The sequence below is a fragment of the Mesorhizobium sp. LCM 4576 genome, from assembly GCF_001854815.1.
Lineage (GTDB): Bacteria > Pseudomonadota > Alphaproteobacteria > Rhizobiales > Rhizobiaceae > Mesorhizobium > Mesorhizobium plurifarium.
Window position 1 is genome coordinate 78,324 of the sequence record NZ_MDDT01000016.1, and the last position, 23,267, is coordinate 101,590.

24 protein-coding genes and 1 pseudogene are annotated in these 23,267 nt (G+C 64.0%); 9 read left to right on the forward strand and 16 right to left on the reverse strand.

What is annotated here, in order from left to right:
• Positions 1–101 precede the first annotated feature (101 nt).
• On the reverse strand, positions 102–1,004 hold the full coding sequence (locus LCM4576_RS08115; RefSeq protein WP_071031606.1) for a PhzF family phenazine biosynthesis protein: 903 nt from the start codon (positions 1,002–1,004) through the stop codon (positions 102–104).
• A gap of 133 nt (positions 1,005–1,137) precedes the next feature.
• Between LCM4576_RS08115 and LCM4576_RS08120 the strand changes: the two genes are divergently transcribed.
• The 3 genes from LCM4576_RS08120 to LCM4576_RS08130 are packed head-to-tail and all read left to right on the forward strand — an operon-like array spanning position 1,138 to position 4,350.
• The gene (locus LCM4576_RS08120) at positions 1,138–2,424 is read left to right on the forward strand and encodes an efflux RND transporter periplasmic adaptor subunit (protein WP_071031608.1); all 1,287 of its coding nucleotides are present in this window, start codon (positions 1,138–1,140) and stop codon (positions 2,422–2,424) included.
• Positions 2,425–2,428: 4 nt separating this feature from the next.
• A complete protein-coding gene (locus LCM4576_RS08125) occupies positions 2,429–3,136 on the forward strand; it encodes an ABC transporter ATP-binding protein (protein WP_071031610.1) in 708 nt (235 codons plus the stop codon).
• Positions 3,133–4,350 (forward strand): ABC transporter permease, encoded by a 1,218-nt coding sequence (locus LCM4576_RS08130; protein WP_071031612.1) that lies wholly within the window; start codon positions 3,133–3,135, stop codon positions 4,348–4,350. The genes LCM4576_RS08125 and LCM4576_RS08130 overlap by 4 nt, the downstream gene beginning before the upstream one ends.
• A 14-nt stretch (positions 4,351–4,364) precedes the next feature.
• Here LCM4576_RS08130 and LCM4576_RS08135 read toward each other — a convergent pair whose 3' ends face one another.
• Together LCM4576_RS08135 and LCM4576_RS08140 are read right to left on the reverse strand one after the other, a co-directional pair.
• Positions 4,365–5,081, reverse strand: a complete 717-nt coding sequence (locus tag LCM4576_RS08135) for a hypothetical protein (protein WP_071031734.1) — start codon at positions 5,079–5,081, stop codon at positions 4,365–4,367.
• 5 nt (positions 5,082–5,086) lie between these two features.
• Positions 5,087–6,199: an endonuclease/exonuclease/phosphatase family protein gene (locus LCM4576_RS08140; protein ID WP_071031613.1), complete on the reverse strand. Its 1,113-nt coding sequence runs from the start codon at positions 6,197–6,199 to the stop codon at positions 5,087–5,089.
• Positions 6,200–6,365: 166 nt separating this feature from the next.
• Here LCM4576_RS08140 and LCM4576_RS08145 point away from each other — a divergent pair, with 166 nt between their 5' ends.
• Both LCM4576_RS08145 and LCM4576_RS08150 read left to right on the forward strand, forming a co-directional pair.
• Positions 6,366–6,944: a BA14K family protein gene (locus LCM4576_RS08145; RefSeq protein WP_071031615.1), complete on the forward strand. Its 579-nt coding sequence runs from the start codon at positions 6,366–6,368 to the stop codon at positions 6,942–6,944.
• A 172-nt stretch (positions 6,945–7,116) separates the two neighbouring features.
• On the forward strand, positions 7,117–7,401 hold the full coding sequence (locus LCM4576_RS08150) for a PilZ domain-containing protein (RefSeq protein WP_071031735.1): 285 nt from the start codon (positions 7,117–7,119) through the stop codon (positions 7,399–7,401).
• Positions 7,402–7,485: 84 nt separating this feature from the next.
• On the opposite strand, the gene ilvC is transcribed toward LCM4576_RS08150, so the two are convergent.
• The 3 genes from ilvC to LCM4576_RS08165 all read right to left on the reverse strand — a co-directional run bounded on the left by ilvC (position 7,486) and on the right by LCM4576_RS08165 (position 9,885).
• A complete protein-coding gene (gene ilvC, locus LCM4576_RS08155) occupies positions 7,486–8,505 on the reverse strand; it encodes a ketol-acid reductoisomerase (RefSeq protein ID WP_040982094.1) in 1,020 nt (339 codons plus the stop codon).
• A 138-nt stretch (positions 8,506–8,643) separates the two neighbouring features.
• Complete coding sequence (locus LCM4576_RS08160; RefSeq protein WP_071031617.1) at positions 8,644–9,297, reverse strand: TetR/AcrR family transcriptional regulator; 654 nt, start codon at positions 9,295–9,297, stop codon at positions 8,644–8,646.
• Positions 9,298–9,429: 132 nt separating this feature from the next.
• On the reverse strand, positions 9,430–9,885 hold the full coding sequence (locus LCM4576_RS08165; protein WP_040982098.1) for a MarR family winged helix-turn-helix transcriptional regulator: 456 nt from the start codon (positions 9,883–9,885) through the stop codon (positions 9,430–9,432).
• A 96-nt stretch (positions 9,886–9,981) separates the two neighbouring features.
• Here LCM4576_RS08165 and LCM4576_RS08170 point away from each other — a divergent pair, with 96 nt between their 5' ends.
• Complete coding sequence (locus tag LCM4576_RS08170) at positions 9,982–10,287, forward strand: Rieske (2Fe-2S) protein (protein WP_041011922.1); 306 nt, start codon at positions 9,982–9,984, stop codon at positions 10,285–10,287.
• A gap of 1 nt (position 10,288) precedes the next feature.
• Positions 10,289–11,008 (forward strand): glutathione S-transferase family protein, encoded by a 720-nt coding sequence (locus LCM4576_RS08175; RefSeq protein WP_071031619.1) that lies wholly within the window; start codon positions 10,289–10,291, stop codon positions 11,006–11,008.
• Here LCM4576_RS08175 and LCM4576_RS08180 read toward each other — a convergent pair.
• Positions 10,962–12,191, reverse strand: coding sequence for an NAD(P)/FAD-dependent oxidoreductase (locus LCM4576_RS08180; protein ID WP_071031621.1), 1,230 nt, complete (start codon positions 12,189–12,191; stop codon positions 10,962–10,964). The two genes, LCM4576_RS08175 and LCM4576_RS08180, sit on opposite strands and share 47 nt — an antisense overlap.
• 83 nt (positions 12,192–12,274) lie before the next feature.
• A complete protein-coding gene (locus LCM4576_RS08185) occupies positions 12,275–12,685 on the reverse strand; it encodes a helix-turn-helix domain-containing protein (protein WP_040982105.1) in 411 nt (136 codons plus the stop codon).
• Positions 12,686–12,950: 265 nt separating this feature from the next.
• On the opposite strand from LCM4576_RS08185, the gene LCM4576_RS08190 reads away from it, so the two are divergent.
• Positions 12,951–13,844, forward strand: coding sequence for an SDR family oxidoreductase (locus LCM4576_RS08190; protein WP_071031623.1), 894 nt, complete (start codon positions 12,951–12,953; stop codon positions 13,842–13,844).
• 98 nt (positions 13,845–13,942) lie between these two features.
• Here LCM4576_RS08190 and LCM4576_RS08195 read toward each other — a convergent pair whose 3' ends face one another.
• The 3 genes from LCM4576_RS08195 to LCM4576_RS08205 form a co-directional block, all read right to left on the reverse strand.
• On the reverse strand, positions 13,943–15,862 hold the full coding sequence (locus LCM4576_RS08195; protein WP_071031625.1) for a potassium transporter Kup: 1,920 nt from the start codon (positions 15,860–15,862) through the stop codon (positions 13,943–13,945).
• 141 nt (positions 15,863–16,003) lie between these two features.
• Complete coding sequence (locus LCM4576_RS08200) at positions 16,004–17,917, reverse strand: potassium transporter Kup (RefSeq protein WP_071031627.1); 1,914 nt, start codon at positions 17,915–17,917, stop codon at positions 16,004–16,006.
• A gap of 86 nt (positions 17,918–18,003) precedes the next feature.
• A complete protein-coding gene (locus LCM4576_RS08205; protein ID WP_071031629.1) occupies positions 18,004–18,744 on the reverse strand; it encodes a pyridoxine 5'-phosphate synthase in 741 nt (246 codons plus the stop codon).
• 109 nt (positions 18,745–18,853) lie between these two features.
• On the opposite strand from LCM4576_RS08205, the gene LCM4576_RS08210 reads away from it, so the two are divergent.
• On the forward strand, positions 18,854–19,249 hold the full coding sequence (locus LCM4576_RS08210) for an STAS/SEC14 domain-containing protein (protein WP_071031631.1): 396 nt from the start codon (positions 18,854–18,856) through the stop codon (positions 19,247–19,249).
• A gap of 12 nt (positions 19,250–19,261) precedes the next feature.
• On the opposite strand, the gene LCM4576_RS08215 is transcribed toward LCM4576_RS08210, so the two are convergent.
• The 5 genes and pseudogenes from LCM4576_RS08215 to nthA form a co-directional block, all read right to left on the reverse strand.
• Positions 19,262–20,389: an ATP-dependent RecD-like DNA helicase gene (locus LCM4576_RS08215; RefSeq protein WP_071031736.1), complete on the reverse strand. Its 1,128-nt coding sequence runs from the start codon at positions 20,387–20,389 to the stop codon at positions 19,262–19,264.
• 166 nt (positions 20,390–20,555) lie between these two features.
• Positions 20,556–21,434 (reverse strand): annotated as a pseudogene (fusA, locus tag LCM4576_RS08220) (elongation factor G); the annotation flags it as partial.
• A gap of 137 nt (positions 21,435–21,571) precedes the next feature.
• A complete protein-coding gene (locus LCM4576_RS08225; RefSeq protein ID WP_071031635.1) occupies positions 21,572–21,916 on the reverse strand; it encodes a nitrile hydratase accessory protein in 345 nt (114 codons plus the stop codon).
• Positions 21,903–22,562 (reverse strand): nitrile hydratase subunit beta, encoded by a 660-nt coding sequence (gene nthB / locus LCM4576_RS08230; RefSeq protein ID WP_071031637.1) that lies wholly within the window; start codon positions 22,560–22,562, stop codon positions 21,903–21,905. Before nthB ends, LCM4576_RS08225 begins: the two co-directional genes overlap by 14 nt.
• Positions 22,559–23,176: a nitrile hydratase subunit alpha gene (gene nthA / locus LCM4576_RS08235; protein WP_071031639.1), complete on the reverse strand. Its 618-nt coding sequence runs from the start codon at positions 23,174–23,176 to the stop codon at positions 22,559–22,561. Before nthA ends, nthB begins: the two co-directional genes overlap by 4 nt.
• Between the last annotated feature and the right edge of the window lie 91 nt (positions 23,177–23,267).

Here is a 23,267-nt window from a genome sequence, read left to right on the forward strand (position 1 = left end):
CCCTGCCGGATCATTTCCCGACAAATCGACATGGCATGATCCCGAAAAGTGGATTCCGGTTTTCGGAAAAGATCATGCCTGCCTAAAAAAGCCCGCAGGCGTCACACAAACAGCTTGCCTTCCGCCGCCTTGATCGCATGGCCGCCGATGCGCGCGGATGCCAGGTTTCCGCCATCGACATTGAGCTCGAGACGGATGCGCGACGGCCGGCCCATTTCCAGCCCCTRCTCGAGCCAGAGCTGCGTGATTCCGTCGGTCGGGGCGTCGAAATGCATGATGGYGCCGGCAAAGGCGGCCGCGGCCGAACCGGTTGCGGGATCTTCGTAGGACGGCGTGCCGGGCACGATCATGCGCACATGGAAAGCGCTGTCGTGATGGACCGTCTCTCGGCAGTAGACGTATGGGCTGGCGAAGGCCCATTCGCTCTTGCGGGGCGCCAATTCCGACCWTGCCTGGTTGTCGAGCCTGATCTTGGCCGCCTCCTCCAATCCGGCAACGGGAATGGTCACGTAAGGCACGCCGGCCGACCAGAAGGCGACGCGGTGATTCTCGAAGCCGATCTCGTGCGGGGCAAGGCCGAGCGCCGCGCCGATCGCTTCCGGATCAGCCTTGAGCTCCAACGGTTCCGGCAATTTCGCCAGGTCGAACTCGGCGAAGGTCGAGCCGTCATGCTTGCTTACCGCGCAGCGCACCGGTCCGATATTCTCCTCCAGCACGAAAATGCCGGCGGCYTCCCCGGCGAGTTCGGTCAGCGCGATCGCCGCGCCGACCGTCGGATGCCCCGCGAAAGGCATTTCATAGTCGGGCGTGAAGATGCGGATACGGTTGCGGTGCTTCGGATTGTCCGCAGGCAGCACGAACACCGTCTCGGAAAGATTGAATTCGCGCGCGATGGCCTGCATGCCGGCGCTGTCGAGCCCGTCGCAGTCGAGCACCACGGCAAGCGGATTTCCGGCCAGCCTTTCGGTGGTAAACACATCGTAAAGCAAGTAATCGCGCGCCATGGAGTAAACCTTTCGCCTCGGTCCGAATATCTGCCTCAATCCCAACATGGGGGAAATTTAATTTGAAATTCGAACCTTGAGGCCTGATTTGTGCACCGATAGGGATGTCGATTTTTCATTATAGGGGTCTGGGGTGGACMAGCTTGTCAATCCGCCAAACGCGGAATCCGGTACTTCCATAGAGGCTGCGCTCGGGCTCGGCCGCAAGGGCGTAAGCCGCAAGCGTCGCCGCTTCTGGGTCTATGCGCTGCTCGCGATAGCGATCGTCGCCTGCGGCGCTGCCCTCTATCGATGGTATGCCGCAGCCCCTCCTAGGATCGAATACACCACCGTGCCCGCGGCGATCGCCGACCTCACGGTCGAAGTATCGGCCACCGGCACGCTGCAGCCGCTGACCCAGGTGGATATCTCAAGCGAACTGTCCGGCATCGTCCGCTCGGTCGCGGTCAATGAAAACCAGCAGGTCAAGAAGGGCGATGTGCTGGCGACGCTCGATACCGCCAAGCTGGAGGTCCAGATCGAGCGCGCCACCGCCTCCGCCAAGGCGGCGGCAGCAAGCGTCGAGGACGCCAAGGTGACCTTGCAGGAGAACGAGAACGCCGTTGTGCGCGCCAGCGCGCTGACCAAGCGCGGCATGGCGACGGACCAGTCGCTCGAAGCGGCCACGGCGACGCGCGACCGCTCGAAGGCAGCGCTCGATAGCGCCGAAGCCAATCTCGCCATCGCCCAGGCCGATCTCAAGGCGCAGCAGACCGATCTCGCCAAGAGCACCATCTATGCGCCGATCGACGGCATCGTGCTGACGCGCTCGGTCGATCCTGGACAGACGGTCGCGTCCTCGCTGCAGGCGCCAGTACTCTTCGTCATCGCCGCCGACCTGAGGAACATGGAATTGCAGGCCGCGGTCGACGAGGCCGATATCGGYGCGGTCAAGCCTGGCCAGCACGCCCGCTTCACCGTCGACGCCTTTCCGGACCGGCCGTTCGATGCCGAAATCCGCGACATCTCCTATGCCTCGGTCACCACCGACGGCGTCGTCACCTACAATGCGCGCCTCGAAGTGGACAATGGCGAGCTTCTCTTGCGGCCCGGCATGACGGCAACGGTCTCGGTCGTCACAAGACAGGYCAAGGGGGTGCTGACCGTCCCCTCGACCGCCTTCCGTTATCGCCCGATGCAGCAGCAGGCGCGCGGCTGGAGCTTCAGCGACCTTTTCACCGGCCGCATGGGCCGCCCCAACCGGCAGCGCGAGGCGACGAAGGCGCCGACCGACGGCTCGCGCACGCTTTATGTGCTGGAGAACGGCCGGCCACATCCCGTCAACGTCAAGATAGGCTCGACCGACGGCGAGCTGACCGAGATCACGTCCGGCCTCGACGCGGGCGCTGAGGTCATCACCGGCGCGCAGCAGCGGAGCTGACGACATGTCGGCTCCCCTGCTCATCACCTTCGACAAGGTCTGGAAAAGCTATGGCGAGGGCGAGGCCCGCGTGCACGCGCTGGCCGGCGTCGATCTCGCCATCCGCAGAAGTGAATTCGTCGCGATCATGGGTCCTTCCGGCTCAGGCAAGTCGACGGCGATGAACATCATCGGCTGCCTCGATACGCCGACAGCGGGGACCTATTCCTTCATGGGCGTCGATGCGGGACGCCTCGATCGCAACCGCCGCGCGCTTTTACGCAACCTTTATGTCGGCTTCGTCTTCCAGGGCTACAACCTATTGCCGCGCACCACCGCGGCGGAAAACGTCGAGCTGCCGCTGATCTATCGCGGCGTGGCCGCGCGCGAGCGCCGCGAGCTCGCCATGCAGGCGCTGGCTCAGGTCGGGCTTGTCGGGCGCGAGCACCACACTCCGGCCGAGCTTTCGGGCGGCCAGCAGCAGCGCGTGGCGATCGCCCGTGCCATCGTCACAAGGCCGWCGCTGCTCGTCGCCGACGAGCCCACCGGCAATCTCGACACCGCGCGCACGCATGAGATCATGGAGCTGCTGACCAGGCTCAACGCCGAACTCGGCCTCTCCATCGTCATGGTGACGCATGAGGCGGACGTCGCCGACTATGCCGGCCGCATCGTCCGCTTCCTCGACGGCCATGTCGCCTCCGACACCCTGAAAGCGGAGGAAGCGGCGTGATCTGGGAGACCGTCCGCCTCTCGCTGCGCTCGATCCGCCGCAACGTGTTGCGCTCGTTCCTGACGCTGCTCGGCATCGTCATCGGCGTCGCCGCCGTCATCGCCATGCTCACCATCGGCTCCGGCACGACGGAAAAGGTCAAGGCCGACATCTCGAAGCTCGGCAGCAACCTGCTCGTCGTTCGCGCCGGCCGGCCGGCGGGGCCCGGCGGACCGGGAGGCCTCGACCAGGCGGTGCGGCCGCTGGCCGAGAAGGATGTCGCCGCGCTCGTCGCGCATCTGAGCGGCGCGCGCGCCATTTCGCCTGCCTCGCAAAAGCAGGTCCGCGTCATCTTCGGCACCGAAAGCCTGACCTCGGGCGTGACAGGCACCGACAGTGCCTACCTGGACGCCCGCGACTGGAAACTCGTCTCCRGGCGGCCGTTCAGCGATTCCGAGACGCGCGCCGGCACGGGCGTGTGCTTGATCGGCGAAACCGTGCGCCAGCAATTCTTCGGCGCCGGCGATCCGGAGGGCGAGATCATCCGCGTCAACCGCACCTCCTGCAAGATCATCGGCCTGTTGGAGCCGAAGGGCTATACCGGCTTCGRCCAGGACCAGGACAATGTCGTGCTGATGCCGCTGCATGCGTATCAGCGCCGCATCGCCGGCAACCGCGACATCGACAACATCTATATCGCGGCCGACGACCGCACGCCGACCACCGAGCTCCAGCCGCGCGTCGAGGACATCTTGCGCGACACGCGCCGCATCACGCCGGACCGCGATCCCRATTTCGCCATCCGCGACATGACYCAAATCGCCGACGCGATGACGAGCGCCACCACCACCATGACCGGCATGCTGGGCGCCGTCGCCGGCGTCAGCCTTCTGGTCGGCGGAATCGGCATCATGAACATCATGCTGGTCTCGGTCACCGAGCGCACGCGCGAGATCGGCATCAGGCTGGCGATCGGCGCGCATGAAAAGCACATCCTCATCCAGTTCCTGGTCGAGGCGACGGTGCTGTCGCTGCTCGGCGRCATCATCGGCATCCTGATCGGGCTTTCGCTGGCCGGCCTCGCCTCGATGGCGCTGACGATACCGTTCGCGCCAAGCCCAGCCGTCGTCCTGCTCGCGGTCGGCTTCTCGGCGCTGATCGGCATGGTGTTCGGCTTCTTCCCGGCGTTGCGCGGCGCTCGCCTCGACCCGATCGACGCGCTGCGGCACGAATAGTCCGAGCAACGGTGCTAACGATCACCGCCGAAATGCCACTCGATCAGCGGCTTCATGTGGGGCATCAAGCCGTCGGGCAGATCGCCGGCGCCACGGATGATGACCGGCCCCTCGATCTCCGGCTCGGYTTCGGCCGCGACGAAAGCCCGGACACGGCGCGCCAGTTCGTCGGCCGTTTCGGTCACACGATACTGGCGGAAGATCACCGTGCCGCTCGCCGTCGACAGCGCGTGATAGCGATGCCCGCGTTCGGCCGTCGACAGATCGAGCCCGGTCTCCTCCCCGACCTCGCGGATCATGTTGAAGTCGACATCGACCATGCCGTCGCGGAAGTCGATCGGCTCGAACGAGCCGGCGGCGAAATAGACGCGGCCGGCATTGACCGTGTGACGGCCCATGCGGATCGCCACCAGCGCATTGTCGCCGGCAACCAGCACGGCATGCGCATAGGCATGCTCGGCGCCGGAATTCTCGCGCCGCTTGCGCCACAGCAGGAAGGTCGAATACTTCACCGCATGGCAGCGTCCGGCGAGGCGATTGTCCCGATAAGCCAGTTCGGAAAGCAGCACCACGGTGCCGTCGAACAGCGCCGGATTGGCCGTGATCTCCTGCCGCCAGTTCTCGGCGATCGCCTCTGCATTGCTGACCGCGAACGGATGCGGGCCGGGATCCAGGCGGACGTCGATCGCGTCGACAGGCAGGATGACGTTGCGGGGCAGATCGAAGCTCAAAAGGGTCACRCCATGTCCAGTGCGATCACCACGGGGCAGTGGTCGGAGGCCTTTGGCCTGTCCCAGCCGGCGCGCGGGAACCGTTCGACCTCCTGTCCGGGCGGGAAGATGGTGCGCCAGGGCTGGCCGTTGCGGATGATGTCGGGAACGGCCGTGGCATTCCTCGCGGCCAGCGCCTTCGACAGCAGGATATAATCGAGCTGGCACAGATGCCGCTCCTCCGGGCCGCGCGTGTGGTAGAAGCTCCAGCGATCCATCTCCGGCCGCCGCTCGACGACATTCTCGCAAAAACCGCCGGCGGTGAGCACATCGACCGAGGACCKGGCTTCGTCGACGACCTCGAAACGATAGCCGTCGATGGCGTCGCCATCGATCTTCACGCGCTGCCGGTAGTCGTTGAGGTCGCCGCAGATCGCCCAGCGCTTGTTCGCGGCGTGATCCTTGCCGAAACGCTCCTCGATGATGCGGCGCACCGCCTGCGCCTCGGCGATGCRCAGCGGCATCGACGCCTCTCGGCCGTCCAGCCCGTTGCGCGGCGGGCCCATCGATTTGAAATGCACGAGATAGAGCGTCAGCGGCGCGCCGCCGATCTTCAGGTCGATCTCCAGGCAGTCGCGACGAAAGATACGCTCGGTGGCGATATAGCCGAGCGCGGCGAGTTCCGGCGTGAACAGCCCGAACTCCTCGAAGGTGACATAGGCGTGGCTGGTCATGCGCACGAATTCGATCGGCTGCCCTTGCGCGGTCTCGTTGCGCATCATCACGGCGACATCGATGCCGCGCGTGTCGTTGCCGGCGGTGGTGTATTTCTGCCGATAGCCCTGCCCGACCATCTTGAACAGATAGCCATACTCGAAGGCCTTCAGCGCCTCGATGTTGTCGACCTCCTGCATGCAGATGACGTCGGCGCGGGTGGCCGCGATGGCGAGCGCCGTCAACTGGCGGGTGTCGTCGGATTGGGCGATCGTGCGAGCTTGTTCGAGGATGCGGTATTCGGCCTCGCTCTGGATGTCGAACAGCGCCAGCGTGCGGTCTTCGTTGAGCTGGTTGCGATAGCCCGAGAAATCGAACCTGCTCATCAGGTTCTCGACATTGAAGGTGGCGAGGCGCAGCGACATGGCCGTGACCTTTGCCCGCAAGCGCGAGCGAAAACAAGAGCCAGGCCGATGCTCGCCATGGTTGATGGAACCTTTCCGTTCATCCCCCGTTCAGACGAAAAGTTCCAACAATAGGCCTTTCCCCGGGGTGTTCTGGGCGTGGGGCCTTTACTCCTTGGAGAGTGAAATGAAACCGCTTTTTTCTTCCCTGAGATCAGGGCTTCTGGTCCYGGGCCTCGTTGCCGGCGTGACCGCGCCGTCGGTCGCGGGACCGATCCTGCAGCCCGATCTCGGCGTTGCGACGAATACCGCCGCGCCGAACATCATTCCCGTGCGCGACGGCTGGGCCGGCAACAACAACGGCGGTAGCTTCCAGGATTGGCGTTGGCGTCACCGCGGCGGCGACTTCAGATGGCGTGGCGGCGACCGTCGCTTCTCGCGCCACTGGGACGGCGGCCGATGGGACGGCGGCGGCGACTGGCGCTGGCGGCGTCATCATCACCGGCACTTCCGTGGCGGCGACGCGGCGCTCCTTGGGCTCGGCCTCGGCCTTGGCTTGGGCAGCGTCTATGGCAACTACTACGATCCGTACTACTACGATCCCTACCCGCGTTACGTCCAGCCGCGGCGCATCTACCGGACCGAGCGGCTGTCCAGCGCGCATGTCCGCTGGTGCTATGACCGCTACCGGTCGTATCGTGCCTGGGACAATACTTTCCAGCCCAATTACGGTCCTCGCAAGCAATGCTGGTCGCCCTATAGCTAAGCGGCCCACCAGCACGGACAAGGAAACGGCGCCCTTCGCGGCGCCGTTTCTCTTTTGCGGCAACCTGTGCTCGCCGGCCGATAACCCTAAATTCATCGGCCGCGGCTATTCATCCATGCCGATGTCGCCCAATATGACGATTCGCGCGAACGGGGTGCGAGACGTGCTCGCCATGGCCGAAAACGAACACAGAAACCAACACAGGCAACGCGTGCTGAAGGGCGCGGCGATCCTGACCGGCATCAACAACTCCGAAGTGCGATGCAYGGTGCGCAACATGCATTCGAACGGCGCGGAGCTGAAAGTGCCGATCGACGCGCGCGTGCCGGACGAATTCCTGCTCTACGTGCCGGTCGACGGCATCGGCTACAAGGCGGTGGTGCGTTGGCGCCGCGAGGACCGCATCGGCGTAGAGTTCACCGGCACCGAGCCCAAGCCGCATTGGCATTACGGCTGAGCTGCAGCGATTGGCCTCACCGGCGAAGAAAAAAGACCGGCGGATCGCYCCGCCGGCCCGTCAGATGCATAACGAAGTCGAAAATTAATTCTTGGCCTTGTCGACCAGCTTGTTCTTGGCGATCCACGGCATCATCGCGCGCAGCTTGGCGCCGACCTCTTCGATCTGGTGGCCGTCGTTCATGCGGCGGATACCCTTGAAGCGCGACAGGCCGGCCCGGTATTCCTGCATCCATTCCGAGGTGAACTTGCCGGTCTGGATGTCCTTCAGGATGCGCTTCATCTCGGCCTTGGTCTCGGCGGTGATGATGCGCGGACCCGAGACGTATTCGCCCCATTCAGCGGTGTTCGAGATCGAGTAGTTCATGTTGGCGATGCCGCCTTCATAGATCAGGTCGACGATCAGCTTCACCTCGTGCAGGCACTCGAAATAGGCCATTTCCGGGGCATAACCGGCTTCCACCAGCGTCTCGAAGCCGGCACGGATCAGCTCGACCAGGCCGCCGCACAGCACCACCTGCTCGCCGAACAGATCGGTCTCGCATTCCTCACGGAAGTTCGTCTCGATGATGCCGGAGCGGCCGCCGCCGACGCCGCAGGCATAGGAGAGCGCGAGGTCGAGCGCGTTGCCCGAAGCGTCCTGGTTGACGGCGACCAGGCACGGCACGCCGCCGCCTTTCTGGTATTCGCCGCGCACCGTGTGGCCCGGGCCCTTCGGCGCGATCATGACGACGTCGACCGAGGCCTTCGGCTCGATCAGGCCGAAATGCACGTTGAGGCCGTGCGCGAAGGCAATCGCGGCGCCGTCGCGGATGTTCGGCGCGATCTCGTTCTTATAGATGTCGGCCTGCAATTCGTCGGGCGTCGCCATCATCATCAGGTCGGCCCATTTGGCGGCGTCCGCCACGCTCATCACCTTGAGGCCGTCTGCCTCGACCTTCTTGGCGGTCGCCGAGCCGGCCTTGAGACCGATGGCGATCTCCTTGACGCCGGAATCCTTGAGGTTGAGCGCATGCGCCCGGCCCTGGCTGCCATAGCCGATGATGGCGACCTTCTTGCCCTTGATGAGATTGAGATCGGCGTCACGATCGTAATAGACACGCATTTGGTGTTCCTTCCCTTTTGAAGATCAGAGCATGATGCCGAAAAGTGTGAAGCGGTTTTCGGACGACATCATGCTCTATCTCTTTGGTTTAGAACCGGATTCAGATTTCAGGTCCATTTGACCTGAAATCATCCGGTTCTAGTGGCTTTGCAGCCGGTTGTTTGCTCCGAAGAGAGCGAGAAACTGTTGCGTCGCGCKGCGGGCGTCGCCGCCGATCGTCGCCTCAGTCAATTCCACCCGGTCGCCGAGCAGCAGACGGATCTGCACGTCGCGGCCGACCAGGCCGAAAAAGGTCCGGAACGCCGTCTCGGCGTCCTCGAAATCGAGCAGCCCGGCCTGCCGGCCGACTTCGAGCACCGGCYTCAGCCGCCTGGCAAGCGCGAAGYGGCCATTCTGCAGGACGATGGCGCCGAGGTCATCCTTGCCGGACCCGGCATGGCCGACCGCCACGCGGTTGAGCGCGATCGACGTATCGCTGGAGATCACCTTGAGCCAGTCAAAAGCGAAGCGTTCGAGGCTTGCCGTCAGCGACGCGAGGTCGAGACCCTTGCGATCGACCGGTGTCACACGCACCTTGGAGGCCTGCCACTGCACCGTCGCCGTCAGCAGCCCGTCGCGGTCGCCGAACCATTTGTAGAGCGTTTCCTTGGAACAACTGGCCCGCCGCGCCACCGCGGTCATGGTGAGGTTGTCGCCCTCCTCCACCAGCAGGCGAAGCGCCGCGTCAAGAACGRCCTGCTGCCGCTCCGTCAGCGTTTCGCTTGTGTCGATGTCGGCGCCTGCCTGCAGCACAATCTTTCCCGTTTCTTCGGTCGCCCCAGAGGCGTACCGTACGTTACGGTTCGGCTTATTGCGCATTCCGATTTCCGACGCAAGGGCCATGGCGCGAAAAATGACCCGGCGGAATGGCCAAAGGCTCACCAGCTAGTCGCCGGCCGGCGGATCGCGCAGCCGTCCGAGCAGGCTGGCCAATGTCCTCAGTTCCTGGGCCGAAAGCCTGTCGCCCATCAGTTCCGCGATCGAAGCGCCGTAGACGGTCCAGATGCGGCGGCGCATTTCCCGGCCGCTTGGTGTGATGCGGACGGTCTGCCCGCGGCCGTCCTCCGAGACAGGCAGCTTTTCCACCAGGCCATCCGCCTCCAGGCGGGCGAGCAGCCTTGAGACGCCGTACTGCGCCAGGAGAACGCGGTCGATCAGCTCGAACGGCCTGAGCCCGCCCTCGCCTGCTTCGGCAAGCTCGTGCAGCACGTCATACCAGGCGAGCGGCGGCAGGCCGTTAGCCTTCAGCGCGTCCTCGGTCCTCTCGACCAGCTGGCGCGAGACGCGCACGAGGCGCGCCCAGGCGACGACGGCCTCGGGTGATGGGGATTTTTTCGTCATCGGCACACTCTAGTAGGTAGATGCAACTGCATCAAGCTTGACGATCGATGCAAATGCATTCATATAGATGCAATTGCATCGATAAGGAGTTCTCCGATGAAACATGAAATCTGCAAGATCGCCGATATCCCGCAAACCGGCAGCCTGGTCGCGCCCTTCTTTGGCCGCGAGGTTCATGTCTGGCGCAGCGGCGACCGCATCCGCGCGGCGGCCAATGTCTGCCTGCATTTCGGCGGACCGCTGGACTGCAAGGACGGCGCTTTTGTCTGCCAATGGCATGGCGCGAAATTCGACATGGATAATGGCGAGCGTCTCGAAGGACCGGCGCCGAAGGGTTCCCGCCTGATGTTCCTGTCGACCCGCGTCGAAGACGGCGCGCTGAACTATGTCTGGGGAGAGTGAGATGACTGCCAGCCTCACCCTCGTCAGCCATCATTTGTGCCCCTACGTCCAGCGGGCGGCGATCTCGCTCGCCGAGAAAGCTGTGCCGTTCGAGCGGGTCTATGTCGACCTTTCCGACAAGCCGGAATGGTTCAAAGCCGTCTCGCCGCTCGGCAAGGTGCCGCTGCTCCGCGTCCGGCACGGCGATGCGGAGGAGGTGATCTTCGAATCCGCCGTCATCCTCGAATTCCTCGAGGAGACCAAGGCCAATCCCTTGCACCCGGCCGATCCGCTGGCGCGAGCCAGGCATCGCGCCTGGATCGAATTCGGCTCGGCCATCCTCAATGCCATCGGCCGCTTCTATTCCGCTGCCGACGAAGCCGCTTTCCTGCATGAAAGCAGGGGCTTGTCCGAAATGTTTGGGCGTGTGGAGGCGGAACTGTCGGCAAGGCAGAGCGGCCCGTGGTTCGCCGGCGAGCGCTTCTCGCTGGTCGATGCCGTCTACGGGCCGGTCTTCCGCTATTTCGACACGTTCGACCGCATCGGCGATTTCGGCACTCTCGACGGCAAGCCGCTCGTCCAGGCATGGCGCCATGCCCTGAGCGAACGCCGATCGGTAAGCGAAGCCGTCAGCCCGGACTATCCGCAGCGACTGCATGCCTTCCTTCGGGCAAAAGGATCGTACCTGTCCGGGATCATCCGGCGGCAGGCCATTGCAACTCCGCAAGCCCGATCCGCCTGAATGGATCGATCACGGTTCCGGCGACCATGGCGGCAAGGAATTGCGGCCCCGGCGGGATTCGCGCCAGTCCCGCCACCATGCGGTCGCGGACGAAGGGCAAGGCTGCGGAGTCCGATTGGTAGAACGGCGTCAGCGACAACGACAGCGCCTGGAAGGCGCGCACATGCCAACGGCGTGCACTCGCATAAGTCGCCAGCGCTTCGTCGATGTTGTTCGTCCGCGCCAACGCATGACTGAGCGCGGCGGCGTCGAGCAGCGCCATGTTCGCGCCTTGCCCGAGCTGCGGGCTGGTCGAGTGCGCGGCGTCGCCGATGACGGCAAGCCGCCGGCCGGCCGGCAGCCTCATCGTGTGGTGGCCGTAGCGGGYGAGCGAGAGCTGCTCGAAACTRTCGATCTGGCCGGTGAAAGCCTCGCATTCCGGCCAGACCGAAACCACCCTCGCCTTCCATGCTTCGAGCCCCTCGGCCTTTATCCGTTCGGCATCGGCCGGCTTGAGGCTCCAGAAGAAAGCCGCCATGTCTTGCGYGCCGGGCTCCGGCCGACCGATCGGCAGCACGCCGACCATGATGCTTGCCTTGTCGTAGCGCTGCAGCAGCGCGCTTCTGTCAAAGCCGTCCCGCCAGCCGAGCGACGCCCAGAATGCGCCATAGGCGAGCGGTCGCGGCATGGCAGTATCGCCGAGAAAGTGCCGCAGTTTCGAGCGCGCGCCGCTGGCGTCGACAACGAGGTCGAAAGGCCCGAGCCGCTTGCCGTTGCCGCAGACCAGCGTCGCGCGCTCAACCGTCTCCAGCGTCTCGACCTCGACACTGGTCTCGATGGCGATCGCTTCGCGCAAGGCGGCGCGATGGAGCACGCCGAACAGCGCCGCCCGATGCACCGCGAGGCCGAAGCGGCGGCCGCGCCGCGCGTCGTAGCGGACTTCGAGCACCGTGCGCCCGGTCTGGGCATCGGTGCCGTGCAGCCGCCCGATGCGGCTGCCAAGCAAAAGGATCTCATCGAGCAGGCCGAGATCGGCGAGCACTGTCAGTCCGGTCGGCTGCAGGATGAGACCGGAACCGACCGGCTTCGGCGCGTCGAAGCGCTCGAAAACGGTGACCTTGTGCCCGGCTCGCTTGAGGTAAAGCGCTGCCGCCAGCCCGGCCGGACCGGCGCCGGCAATCGCGATCTCGTTAGACTTGCCCATCGTCCCCCAACCCGAACCTGCAGGGACAATCCCGCGTGGAACGCGCCGGATCAATCGGGCGCTTTGACGCTTATATCGAGAAATCAGCCTTGGTTGGCGTCGAAGGCGGCGCGCGCGTCACGCACCGCGTCGTGATTGAGTTCGGCCCATTGAATGAGCTGTTGCAGCGGCAGGAACATCGAGCGCCCAAGATCGGTGAGGCTGTATTCGACGCTTGGCGGCTTGGTCGGGAAAACTTCGCGGTGCACATAGCCGTCGCGCTGCAGCTCGTGGAGCGTCTGCGTCAGCATGCGCTGCGAGATATCGGGAACCAGCCGGCGCAGCTCGCCAAAGCGATAAGGCTTCTCGGCCAGCGCCATGACCAGCAGCGAGCTCCATTTGCCGCTGATGCCCTGGATCACGTCGCGGACCGGACAATCGGCGAAGTTGGCGCCGTTCGTCATGGCCTTATAGACCTCGAGCTTGGCTTTCAGATTAAAGATCTTGCTATCCATCACGACATCCGCTGATCGAAACCAAAGCATGTCTCCCGAAAGTGGAACCGGTTTCGGGGCAAAGACATGCGTAAAAACCCAAAGCGCATGGAGCAAATCCGAAAAGATCGCGACGCGCTTTAGGCCGTCCAGGTGGTTCCCTGGCTGTGCCTACCTCCCGGAAAACTGCCTTCTTTACGGCTCGAGGTCAATTCCTATTTTAGTGCTGGTCTCTTTTTGAGACCGTCACTTGATCCGCCTTCGACACGATTTTCAGGGACCTCCCATGACCGAAACCCTTCTCGTCACCGGCGCCTCCGGCCAGCTTGGCCGCGCCGTCATCAACCACTTGCTGGGCGCGCAGAAAATTGCGCCCTCTAGCATCATCGCCACCACCCGCGATCCCGAAAACCTAGCCGACCTGGCGGCKCTCGGCATCGCCGTCCGGGCCGCCGATTTCAACGACAGGACCTCGCTGGAGAAGGCGTTCGCAGGCGCCGACCGCGTGCTGATCATCTCGACCGGCGACCTCGACTTGAAGACTGGCCGGCGCCTGAAGCAACATCAGACGGCGGTGGCCGCGGCCGAGGCGGCTGGCGTTTCGCACCTGCTTTACACCTCGATGCCAAATCCCGAGCCGGGCTCGCCGGTACTGTTTGCCGGCGACCACCACGGCACCGAGCAGGCGATCAAGGCAAGCGGCATCCCCTACACCATCTTCCGCAACGGCTGGTATCAGGAGAACCTGTTCATGTCGCTGCCGCACGCCATCTCGGCAGGAAAATGGTACACCTCGGCCGCCGACGGACRCATCGCGCACGGCGCGCGCGACGATATGGCGGCCGCCATCGCTGCCGGCCTCGCGTCCGGCTCCAAGGAAAGCCGCATCTACACGCTGACCGGCCCRCAGGCCTACACCACCAACGAGATTGCAGCGCTGGTAAGCGAGGTGACCGGCAAACCGCTGGAGGTTATCCAACTGCCGGACGATGCGCTGACCGAAGGCGTCAAGGCTGCCGGCGTTCCCGAGGATTTCGCCCGCATCATCGTCTCCTTCGATGCCAACACCCGCGCCGGTCGCATTGCAGAGGTGACCGATGCCGTCGAAAAACTCTCGGGCCGCAAGCCGCGGACACTCAAGCAGTTCCTCGAAGCGAACAAGGCTGCATTGCTCGGCTGAAAACTGGCGCACCCGAGAGCGCTTCTCTCTCGGGTGCGCTTCACCTCGACCGTTTACCGCCTCCCTCGACACTGCTTTGGYCGATGGGGCGGAGCCTGTCAGATGGCGACCTGCGTACCGATTTCGACGACGCGTCCGGTGGGGATCTGGAAATACTCCGTCGCGTCCGCCGCGGTGCGCGCCAGGCCGATGAACAGCCGGTCCTGCCAGACCGGCATGCCGGAATTGGGCGAGGCCTTCAGCGAGCGCCGCGACAGGAAGAAGGATGTCGTCATGATGTCGAACTTCCAGCCCTGCTTGCGGCAGATGGCCAGGGCACGCGGAATGTTCGGCTGCTCCATATAGCCGAAGGTCAGCGTCACGCGCATGAAAAGCTCGTTGACCGTCTCCAGCTTGACGCGCTCGCTGTCCGGCACCACTGGTTGCGGCGCCGTCACCACCGACAGGATGACGTTCTTCTCGTGCAGCACCTTGTAGTGCTTCAGGCTGTGCATCAGCGCAGTCGGCGCGCTCAGYGGATCGCTGGTCAGAAACACGGCGGTGCCCGACACCAGCTGCGGCTTCTTCTTCAACAGGTTCGCCGCCAGGAAATCGAGCGGGATCTCGTTCCGGCGCGTCTTGTCGAACAGATAGCGGCTGCCGCGCACCCAGGTCCACATGCCGAGGATGATGGCAAAGGCGACCGCGAGCGAGGCCCAGCCGCCCTCGAACACCTTGACGATGTTGGAGGCGAAGAAGCCGATATCGATAAAGGCGAACAGCACGGTCAGCGCCACGGCTCGCCACAGCGGCCATTTCCAGATGCGGGTCATGACCACGAAAAGCAGAACGGTTGTCACCAGCATGTTGCCCGTGACCGATATGCCATAGGCCGAGGCGAGCTTGYTGGATTCGCCGAAGCCGACCACCAGCAGCATCACAACGAGCGCCAGCAGCATGTTGACACGCGGCATATAAACCTGGCCGGACTGCTTCTCCGACGTATGCAGGATTTCAAGCCGCGGCAGCATGTTGAGCTGCACCGCTTGCCTCGTCAGCGAATAAGCGCCGGAGATCAYCGCCTGGCTGGCGATGACGGTTGCCGCAGTGGCCAGCACCACCATGGGGACCAGCGCCCAGCCCTCATTCATTTCGAAGAACGGATGGCCGACCATACCCCCCTTGGCGAGCACGTAGGCGCCTTGCCCCGCATAGTTCAAAAGCAGGCAGGGAAACACGATCGCCAGCCATGCCAGCACGATCGGTTTGCGGCCGAAATGACCGAGGTCGGCGTAGAGCGCCTCGGCGCCGGTGACGGCCAGGAAGATCGCGCCGATGGTGACGAAGGCGACGTCGGGCGAGTGGATCAGGAAGGCTACGATATAGTGCGGGCTGATCGCCCACAGGATCTCCGGGTCGGCGATGATGTGGTTCAGCCCGGACAGGCCTATCGCCAGGAACCAGACGGCTGTGATCGGACCGAAGATCATCGCGACGCCGCCCGTGCCGAACCGTTGCACGGCAAAAAGGATGGCGAGGATAAGCAGGGTCAGCGGAACGACATAGGGCTGGAAGGCCGGCGTGACGACATTCATGCCTTCGACCGCCGACAGCACGGAGATGGCCGGCGTGATGACCGCGTCGCCGAAAAAAAGCGACGCGCCGGCAATGCCGACCCCAAGGATGATGGCCGAGCGGGTCGAAAAACTGCTTCGCGCAAGCGCCATCAGCGACAGCACGCCGCCCTCGCCGCGGTTGTCGGCGCGCAGCACGAACATGATGTATTTGATCGTGACGATGATCGTCAGCGACCAGATGATCAGCGACAGCACGCCCAGAATGTCGCCGCGATCGGCGACCTCGCCGTGCGAAGACGCCACCAGCGCTTCGCGAAACGCATAAATCGGGCTCGTGCCGATATCGCCATAGACCACGCCCAGCGCCCCAAGCATGAGGACCTTGGTGCTGTGCTGCTCGATTTCCGCGTGGCTCGGCAGGTCGGCGGGTTCTGCGTCTGCACCACCATTGGCAAGGGCCATGGACGACACTCCGATAAAACGCGCGGTGCTCTACGCTTGCTGCAGTGCAATATCAAGTGCCCTGACGTGAGGGCTCCCATGCCGCCGGCGCACGGCTTGGCCTGCCGACCAAATCTAACGCGCTGAGTGCCGGCTTGAAGATCAGATCGCCACCTGGGTGCCGATCTCCACCACGCGTCCGGTGGGGATCTGGAAATACTCCGTCGCGTCCGCCGCGGTGCGCGCCAGGCCGATGAACAGCCGGTCCTGCCAGACCGGCATGCCGGAATTGGGCGAGGCCTTCAGCGAGCGCCGTGACAGGAAGAAGGATGTCGTCATGATGTCGAACTTCCAGCCCTGCTTGCGGCAGATGGCCAGGGCGCGCGGAATGTTCGGCTGCTCCATATAGCCGAAGGTCAGCGTCACGCGCATGAACAGCTCGTTGACCGTCTCCAGCTTGACGCGCTCGCTGTCCGGCACCACCGGTTGCGGCGCCGTCACCACCGACAGGATGACGTTCTTCTCGTGCAGCACCTTGTAGTGCTTCAGGCTGTGCATCAGCGCCGTCGGCGCGCTCAGCGGATCGCTGGTCAGAAACACGGCAGTGCCCGACACCAGCTGCGGCTTCTTCTTCAACAGGTTCGCCGCCAGGAAATCAAGCGGGATCTCGTTGCGGCGCGTCTTGTCGAACAGATAGCGGCTACCGCGGATCCAGGTCCACATGATCAGCCCCATGATCGAGGCGACCGTGATCGACACCCAGYCGCCTTCGACGATCTTGACGACATTGGCCGAGAAGAAGCCGAGATCGATGACGCCGAACAGCATCGCCAGCGCCAGTGCCAGCGCCAGCTGCCATTTCCAGAGCCAGCGCATGACGACGAACAGAAGCACCGTCGTCATCAGCATCTCGCCGGTCACCGAAATGCCGTAGGCGGAGGCAAGCGCGCTCGAACTGCCGAAGCCGACGACCAGAAGCATCACGCCGAGCGCGACCAGAAGGTTGACCCTTGGCATATAGATCTGGCCGCTCTGCATCTCGGATGTGTGCTGCACCTCGATGCGGGGAAGAAGGTTGAGCTGCACCGCCTGCCTTGTCAGCGAGAAGGCGCCGGAGATGACGGCCTGGCTGGCGATGACCGTGGCCGCGGTCGCAAGTCCGACCATCGGCATCAGCGCCCATTCCGGCAGCATCTGGAAGAACGGGTTGGTGGGCTTGCCCCCATGCGAGAGCACGAATGCGCCCTGCCCGAAATAATTCAAGAGCAGGCAAGGGAAGACGATTGYGAACCAGGCCAGCACGATCGGCTTGCGGCCGAAATGGCCAAGGTCGACATAGAGCGCCTCGGCGCCGGTCACCGCCAGGAACACGGCGCCGACGGTGACGAAGGCGCCGGTCGGCGTGGTGGCCAGGTAATAGATCGCGTAATACGGATTGATCGCCAGGAAAACGGACGGGTCATCGACGATATGATAGAGGCCGGCCGCGCCGATCGCCACGAACCATGTCGCGGTCACCGGTCCGAACACCGCCGCCACCTTGCCCGTGCCGAACCTCTGCACGGCGAAAAGCACCGCAAGGATCACCAGCGTGATCGGCACCACATAGGCATCGAGCGCCGGCGTCACGACTTCCAGGCCCTCTACCGCCGACAGCACCGAGATCGCCGGCGTGATGATCGAATCRCCGAAGAACAGCGCGGCCCCGCAAAGGCCGATCACCAGGATAAGGCGTGAGCCGGGCGGATAGGCGCTGCGCGCCAGCGACATCAGCGACAGCGTGCCGCCCTCGCCCTTGTTGTCGGCCCTGAGCACGAAGGCGACATATTTGATCGTGACGATGATGGTGAGCGCCCAGACGATCAGCGACAGCACGCCCAGCACGTCATGCCGGGCGACCGAGCTGGATGAGGCATGCAGCGCCTCGCGGAAGGCGTAGATCGGGCTTGTGCCGATGTCGCCGTAGACGACGCCCAGCGCGCCAAGCATGAGGACCTTGGTGCTGTGCTGCCGTTCGGTTTCGGCATGGCCCGAGCGCTCGTGGGATTCCGTTTCGCCGGCGTTGGCTAGCACCATGAACCCCACTTCACCGGTTTCGTCACGCTCCACGGTCGCCGCGACACGCGGGACGCCCCAAGATTGCCGAAACTACTCAAAGTCCCCTACCATCCGCAGGCCTTCAAGAACCGCCCGACAGTCCCGGCCATGCCATACTCCAGCGCATCCGCTGTCAACCCATGTCCAATCGATACTTCGGCCAATGCCGGGATGCGTTTGGCCAGTGCCGGCAGGTTCTTCACCGTCAGATCGTGGCCGGCATTGACGCCGAGCTCGGCCTTGAATGCAGCGTCGGCGGTTTTTCCTAGTCTTTCCAGTTCTTTCGCCGCCTTTGCGGAATCGGAATGGAAACCTCCATATGGCCCGGTATAGAGCTCGATGCGGTCGGCACCAGTATCGCGCGCCGCGTTGACCCCGTCCGGATCCGCATCGGAAAACAGCGACACGCGGAAGCCGCCCTTCTTCAGCCGCTTGACGATCGGAATGAGGAACGCCGCCTGGGCGACGAAGTTCCAGCCATGGTCCGAGGTTGCCTGTGCCGGATCGTCCGGCACCAGCGTCACCTGATCGGGCTGGTGCTTTTCGACCAGCGCCAGGAAATCCTCGGTCGGATAGCCCTCGATGTTGAACTCCGCGCCCGGAAACTCGTCGTCGATCAGCGCCCTGATCTCCGGCAGGTCGGAATGCCTGGTGTGCCGCTCGTCGGGCCTGGGATGCACCGTCAGCCCATGCGCGCCGGCGGCAAGCGCTATGCGGCCAAGCCCGGTGACGCTTGGCCATGGCAGGTCGCGACGGTTGCGCAGCATGGCGACGGCGTTGAGGTTGACCGAAAGCTTGGCGGGCATGGGCTGGCGTCCAGTGGATCGGCGGGCATCTATACCGCCTTTGACGGGAACAGATAGGGGGTTTCGCGTGTTCCAGGGGATAGTTGGAGGCTAAGGTGAGGATTTGCCAGTGAATTTCCTCGAAGCCGTGCCGGCGATCCGCCGCATCGAGACCAACCGCGACGCGCTTTTTGCCATCGACGTCGTCGGCGATGTCTCGCCGGCCGACGCGGAAAACCTGTTCGGCCTGCTGGAAGCCGCTTACGCACTGCATCCGAGGATCGACGTGCTGATCAGGCTGACCGASGAGGAAAGCGTCGACTGGGCCAATATCAAGCAGGACACGCTTCGGCAGGGCGTGGCAGACGCGATGGAACATGTCGTGCGTTGCGCCGTCATCGGCGAGCCGGGCTGGGCCTCCCTCGTCACCGGCCTCTTCCCCAAAACGCTGCCTTTCGAAGTCAGACGCTTCRATGTCGACGATGAGGAAGCCGCCTGGCAGTGGCTTGGCGCAAGGCCGACCTGATGGCCAAAAACCTCAGCGCACCACTGTCAGCCGCTCGGCGGCGCGGGTGATCGCCGTATAAAGCCAGCGCTGCCTTGTTTCCTTGAAGGCCCAGCTCTCGTCGAACAGCACGACGTCGTTCCACTGCGAACCCTGCGCCTTGTGCACGGTCAGCGCGTAGCCATAGTCGAAATCGTCGAAGCGCTTCTTCTGCTGCCAGGGGATCTCGGCGTCCGGATCCTCGAAGGCCGCCTTGAGCAGCTTGATCTTGGCGACGCCGCGATCGGGATCGTCCTCTTCCGGCGAGACCAGAAGGWTGATGCCGGGCTTCACCGTCTCGCGCGACGAGGTCATCACCTTCCACAGCGAGCCGTTGAGCAGCCCCTTGGCCGGGTCGTTGCGCAGGCAGACCAGCTTATCGCCGGCTTGCGGGAAATCGGCATTGAACCCCTTCAGCTCGCGCAGCCTTTGATTGTAGCGGCGGCGCGTGCGGTTGGTGCCGACCAGCACCTGGTCGGCCTTGAGCACCAGATCCTGGTTGACTGCTTCCCTGCCGATCACCTGCGCCGTGCCATAGTCGCCATGCATGAATTCGCGCCCCTCGCGGACGTCGAGCGCGAGCCGGATGATCGGATTGTCGCGCGCCTGGCGGTGGATTTCGGTCAACAGCACGTCCGGCTCGTGCTCGGTGAAGAAGCCGCCGCCCGAGATCGGCGGAAGCTGGGCCGGATCGCCAAGCACCAGGATCGGCGTGCCGAAGCTCTGCAGGTCGCGGCCGAGCTGCTCGTCGACCATCGAGCATTCGTCGATGACGACGAGCTTGGCGCGCGCGATCGGACTTTGCCGGTTGAGCGAAAAGGTCGGCGACATCGAGGTCTTGCCGGTCACCTCGTCCTCGACCGATTCCTCCCCCTTCGGCCTGTAGATCAGCGAATGGATGGTGCGGGCATTGGTCGCCCCCTTCGAGCGCAGCACCTGCGCCGCCTTGCCGGTGAAGGCGGCGAACTGCACCTGCCCGTCGACRTGCTCGGCGAAATAGCGCGCCAGCGTCGTCTTGCCGGTGCCGGCATAGCCGAACAGCCGAAAGACCTGCGGCCGGCCCTCCTTGAGCCAGYGCCCAACCGCTTTCAGAGCCTCATCCTGTTGGGGAGAAAATTCCATCAGTGCGACAGACCGGATTCGCAAGCGAAAGACAAGATTGGCCGCAATGCCGACCGTTGTCGGCAGCAAAGCCTCCGACACCTCAGGCTATCAGYCGCAAACCGGAACGTAAAGAGAACAAAGCCGCTGGGTGCCTTGAACAGAACTCAGCCCAGCGGGTATCAAATCAGCCGTAGGCGGCGACTGCCGGAGGCGGCGGTGGATCGCGGTCAGCCCTCGGAACGGGYGCGTAGTGGTCGAACTGCATCGTGTAGGTCGCGCGGCCCTGGCTTAGCGAGTCAAGGTTGTTGACATACTTGAACATGGTGGCAAGTGGGACCGTCGCGTTGACAACGATGGCATCGCCGCGGCTTATCCGACTCTTGACCAGACCGCGGCGGCCATGCAGGTCGCCGATAATGCTGATGACATAGATTTCCGGCGTCACCACCTCGACCTTCATGATCGGCTCGAGCAATTGCACGCCGAGGCTGGGCGCGRCTTCCTTGAAGCAGGCGCGGCCGGCGATCTCGAAGGCCAAAGCCGAAGAGTCGGTCCCGTGAAAAGCCCCATCAACCAAAGCAGCCTTGACGCCGATCATCGGGAAGCYGGCGAAGGGTCCCGCGACCAGGATGCTGCGCACCCCTTTTTCGACCGCGGCGGCATAATCACCAGGGAAAGCGCCGTCGGGAACCCTCGACACGAACATGAAATCCGGATTGTGCCCGTTCGGCTCGAACAGGACCTTGACGCGAGCGAACTGTCCCTGGCCGGCCAATAGCCTTTTATGCGTGTAGTCCTGTTCGCGCGCGTGGGTGATCGTCTCGCGATAGGCCACTTGCGGTGCGCCCACATTGACCGCAACGTTGAACTCGCGGGTCAAGCGATAGAAGATGATGTCTAGGTCAAGCTCATTCATCGCGGCGATGATGGTCTGGCCCGATTCCTTGTCCCGTTTTACCTCGAAGTCAGAACGTTCCTCTGCCAGCTTTGCCAAGGCCGCACGAAACTTCTTCTCGTCGGCCCTGGACTTCGGCTCGATCGCGAGTTGCAGCAAAGGCCATGGCGCGCCGGATATTTTCATCATGATTACATGGTCGCAGGCAGCTCCAATATCTGCAACCAAGGGCTTATACGAAATCCGAACTGCGGTAACGGAAATATAAATTGACCTTTTTGGGTCTGGCGGCACATAGCCTGCGATCAGAGCCTCGGATCATTCTCCAGCAGGATCGGCTTGCCGTGCGGCGTGGCGTGCGCGGCGCGTTCCCAGGCGGCGGTAAGCTCATCGACCTCAGTCTTGCCGGCGACCCCTTTGCGCGACAAAAGCTTCTCCAGCGCCGCCAGCCAGTGCTCGTAATAGTCGTGCCCGTCGCTCGCGGCGCCCGGCTGTTTCACCTCGGCCGATAAGGCCTCCGCCCATTCGCTCCACGAGAACAGGCCTTTGCCATGCAGCGCGACAGTCAGCGCAAAGGCTTCGGCCTGCCACGGCTCGGCGAAGACCGGCTCGTCGAAACCCGCCGGCAACTTGGCCTCATGCCGGCTCAAGATAGCTCTCCCAGGCATCGATCGAGACGCTGAGCGTCGGATCGGCGCCCTCGCCCCAGATTTCGGCCCCGTCGAACACCACCGTATAGACCCATTGCGGGTTCTCACCCTTGCCATGCGCGTTGCTGTCGGGGAAGACGAAGCCGCCRCGCACGGCCTCGATCCTCCCGGTCTTGTCGCGCGCGTAGCGCGGCAGGCGCGTATGGCCGGTCGGGTTGAAATTCTTCGTGCGCACCCGGTCGCCCGCTTGGAACCGCGCCGGCGTGGCGACCGGCCGGTCGCACGGACCGCCCTTGGCGAGCACCGCCGGCACATCCGCCGCCTTCAGCACCCGTTTCGGTGTCGCGGCCGCGTCGACCGCCTTACCGGCGGCAAGGTCGCGCTCGGTGACGAAGCCGTGGCGCTTCAGCAGCGTTTCCAGCGCCTTGATCCAGATCTGGTAGTAGCTCGATGAATAATAATCGGCGGGATGCAGCGATTCCCGCGCATGCCGGCTCTCGTCGATGTTCCAGGCGCCCATGCCGCCGGCGGTGAGCGTCACGCCCAGCGCCCGCTTTTCCCATGCAGCGTGGAAATAAGGCTCGTCCTTCTCGGGCGCGACAGGCCCGAAACCCATCTGTCCGCCGAGATCCTGCGGCCCGTTCATGCCGGTTCCCCTTCCGGCTCTTTGGCAAGCGCGGTGCCGATCATCGCGTCGCGGCTGACCAGCCCTGCGAGCTGCTCCTCGCTCCAACCCTGCGTGCCTTTCGGCCGCATCGGCACCACGAGGTAGCGGAGCTCGGCGGTCGAATCCCAGACGCGAATCTTCTTCTCCGCCGGCAGCGTCAGCCCAAACTCCTCGAGCACGCCGCGCGGATCGATCACCGCCCGCGAGCGGTAAGGCGGCGCCTTGTACCAGACCGGCGGCAGGCCGAGCACCGACCAAGGATAGCAGGAGCAGAGCGTGCAGACGACGAGGTTATGCGTCTCCTCGGTGTTGAACACGGCCTGCATGTGCTCGCCCTGGCGCCCTGTATAGGAGAGCGACTCGATCRCCGCCGTCGCGTCGCGCTTGAGCCATTCGGCATAGGCCGGATCGCTCCAGGCCTTCGCCACCACCCGCGCGCCATTGCGCGGGCCGATCTTGGTCTCATAGGTATCGACGATGATGTCGATCGCCGCCGGATCGATCAGGCCCTTTTGGGTCAGGATCGTCTCCAGCGCGCGCACGCGCGCCGCGAACGGATCAAGCTCGTTGTCGTGGTCATGATCATGGGACATGGCCCAAGGTTACGATCGCCGGCATGGCGCCGCAAGCGCCACGGCTTGGGCCAGTCGGAACTGGAGCGAAACTGAGGCTTCGCTCCAGGTT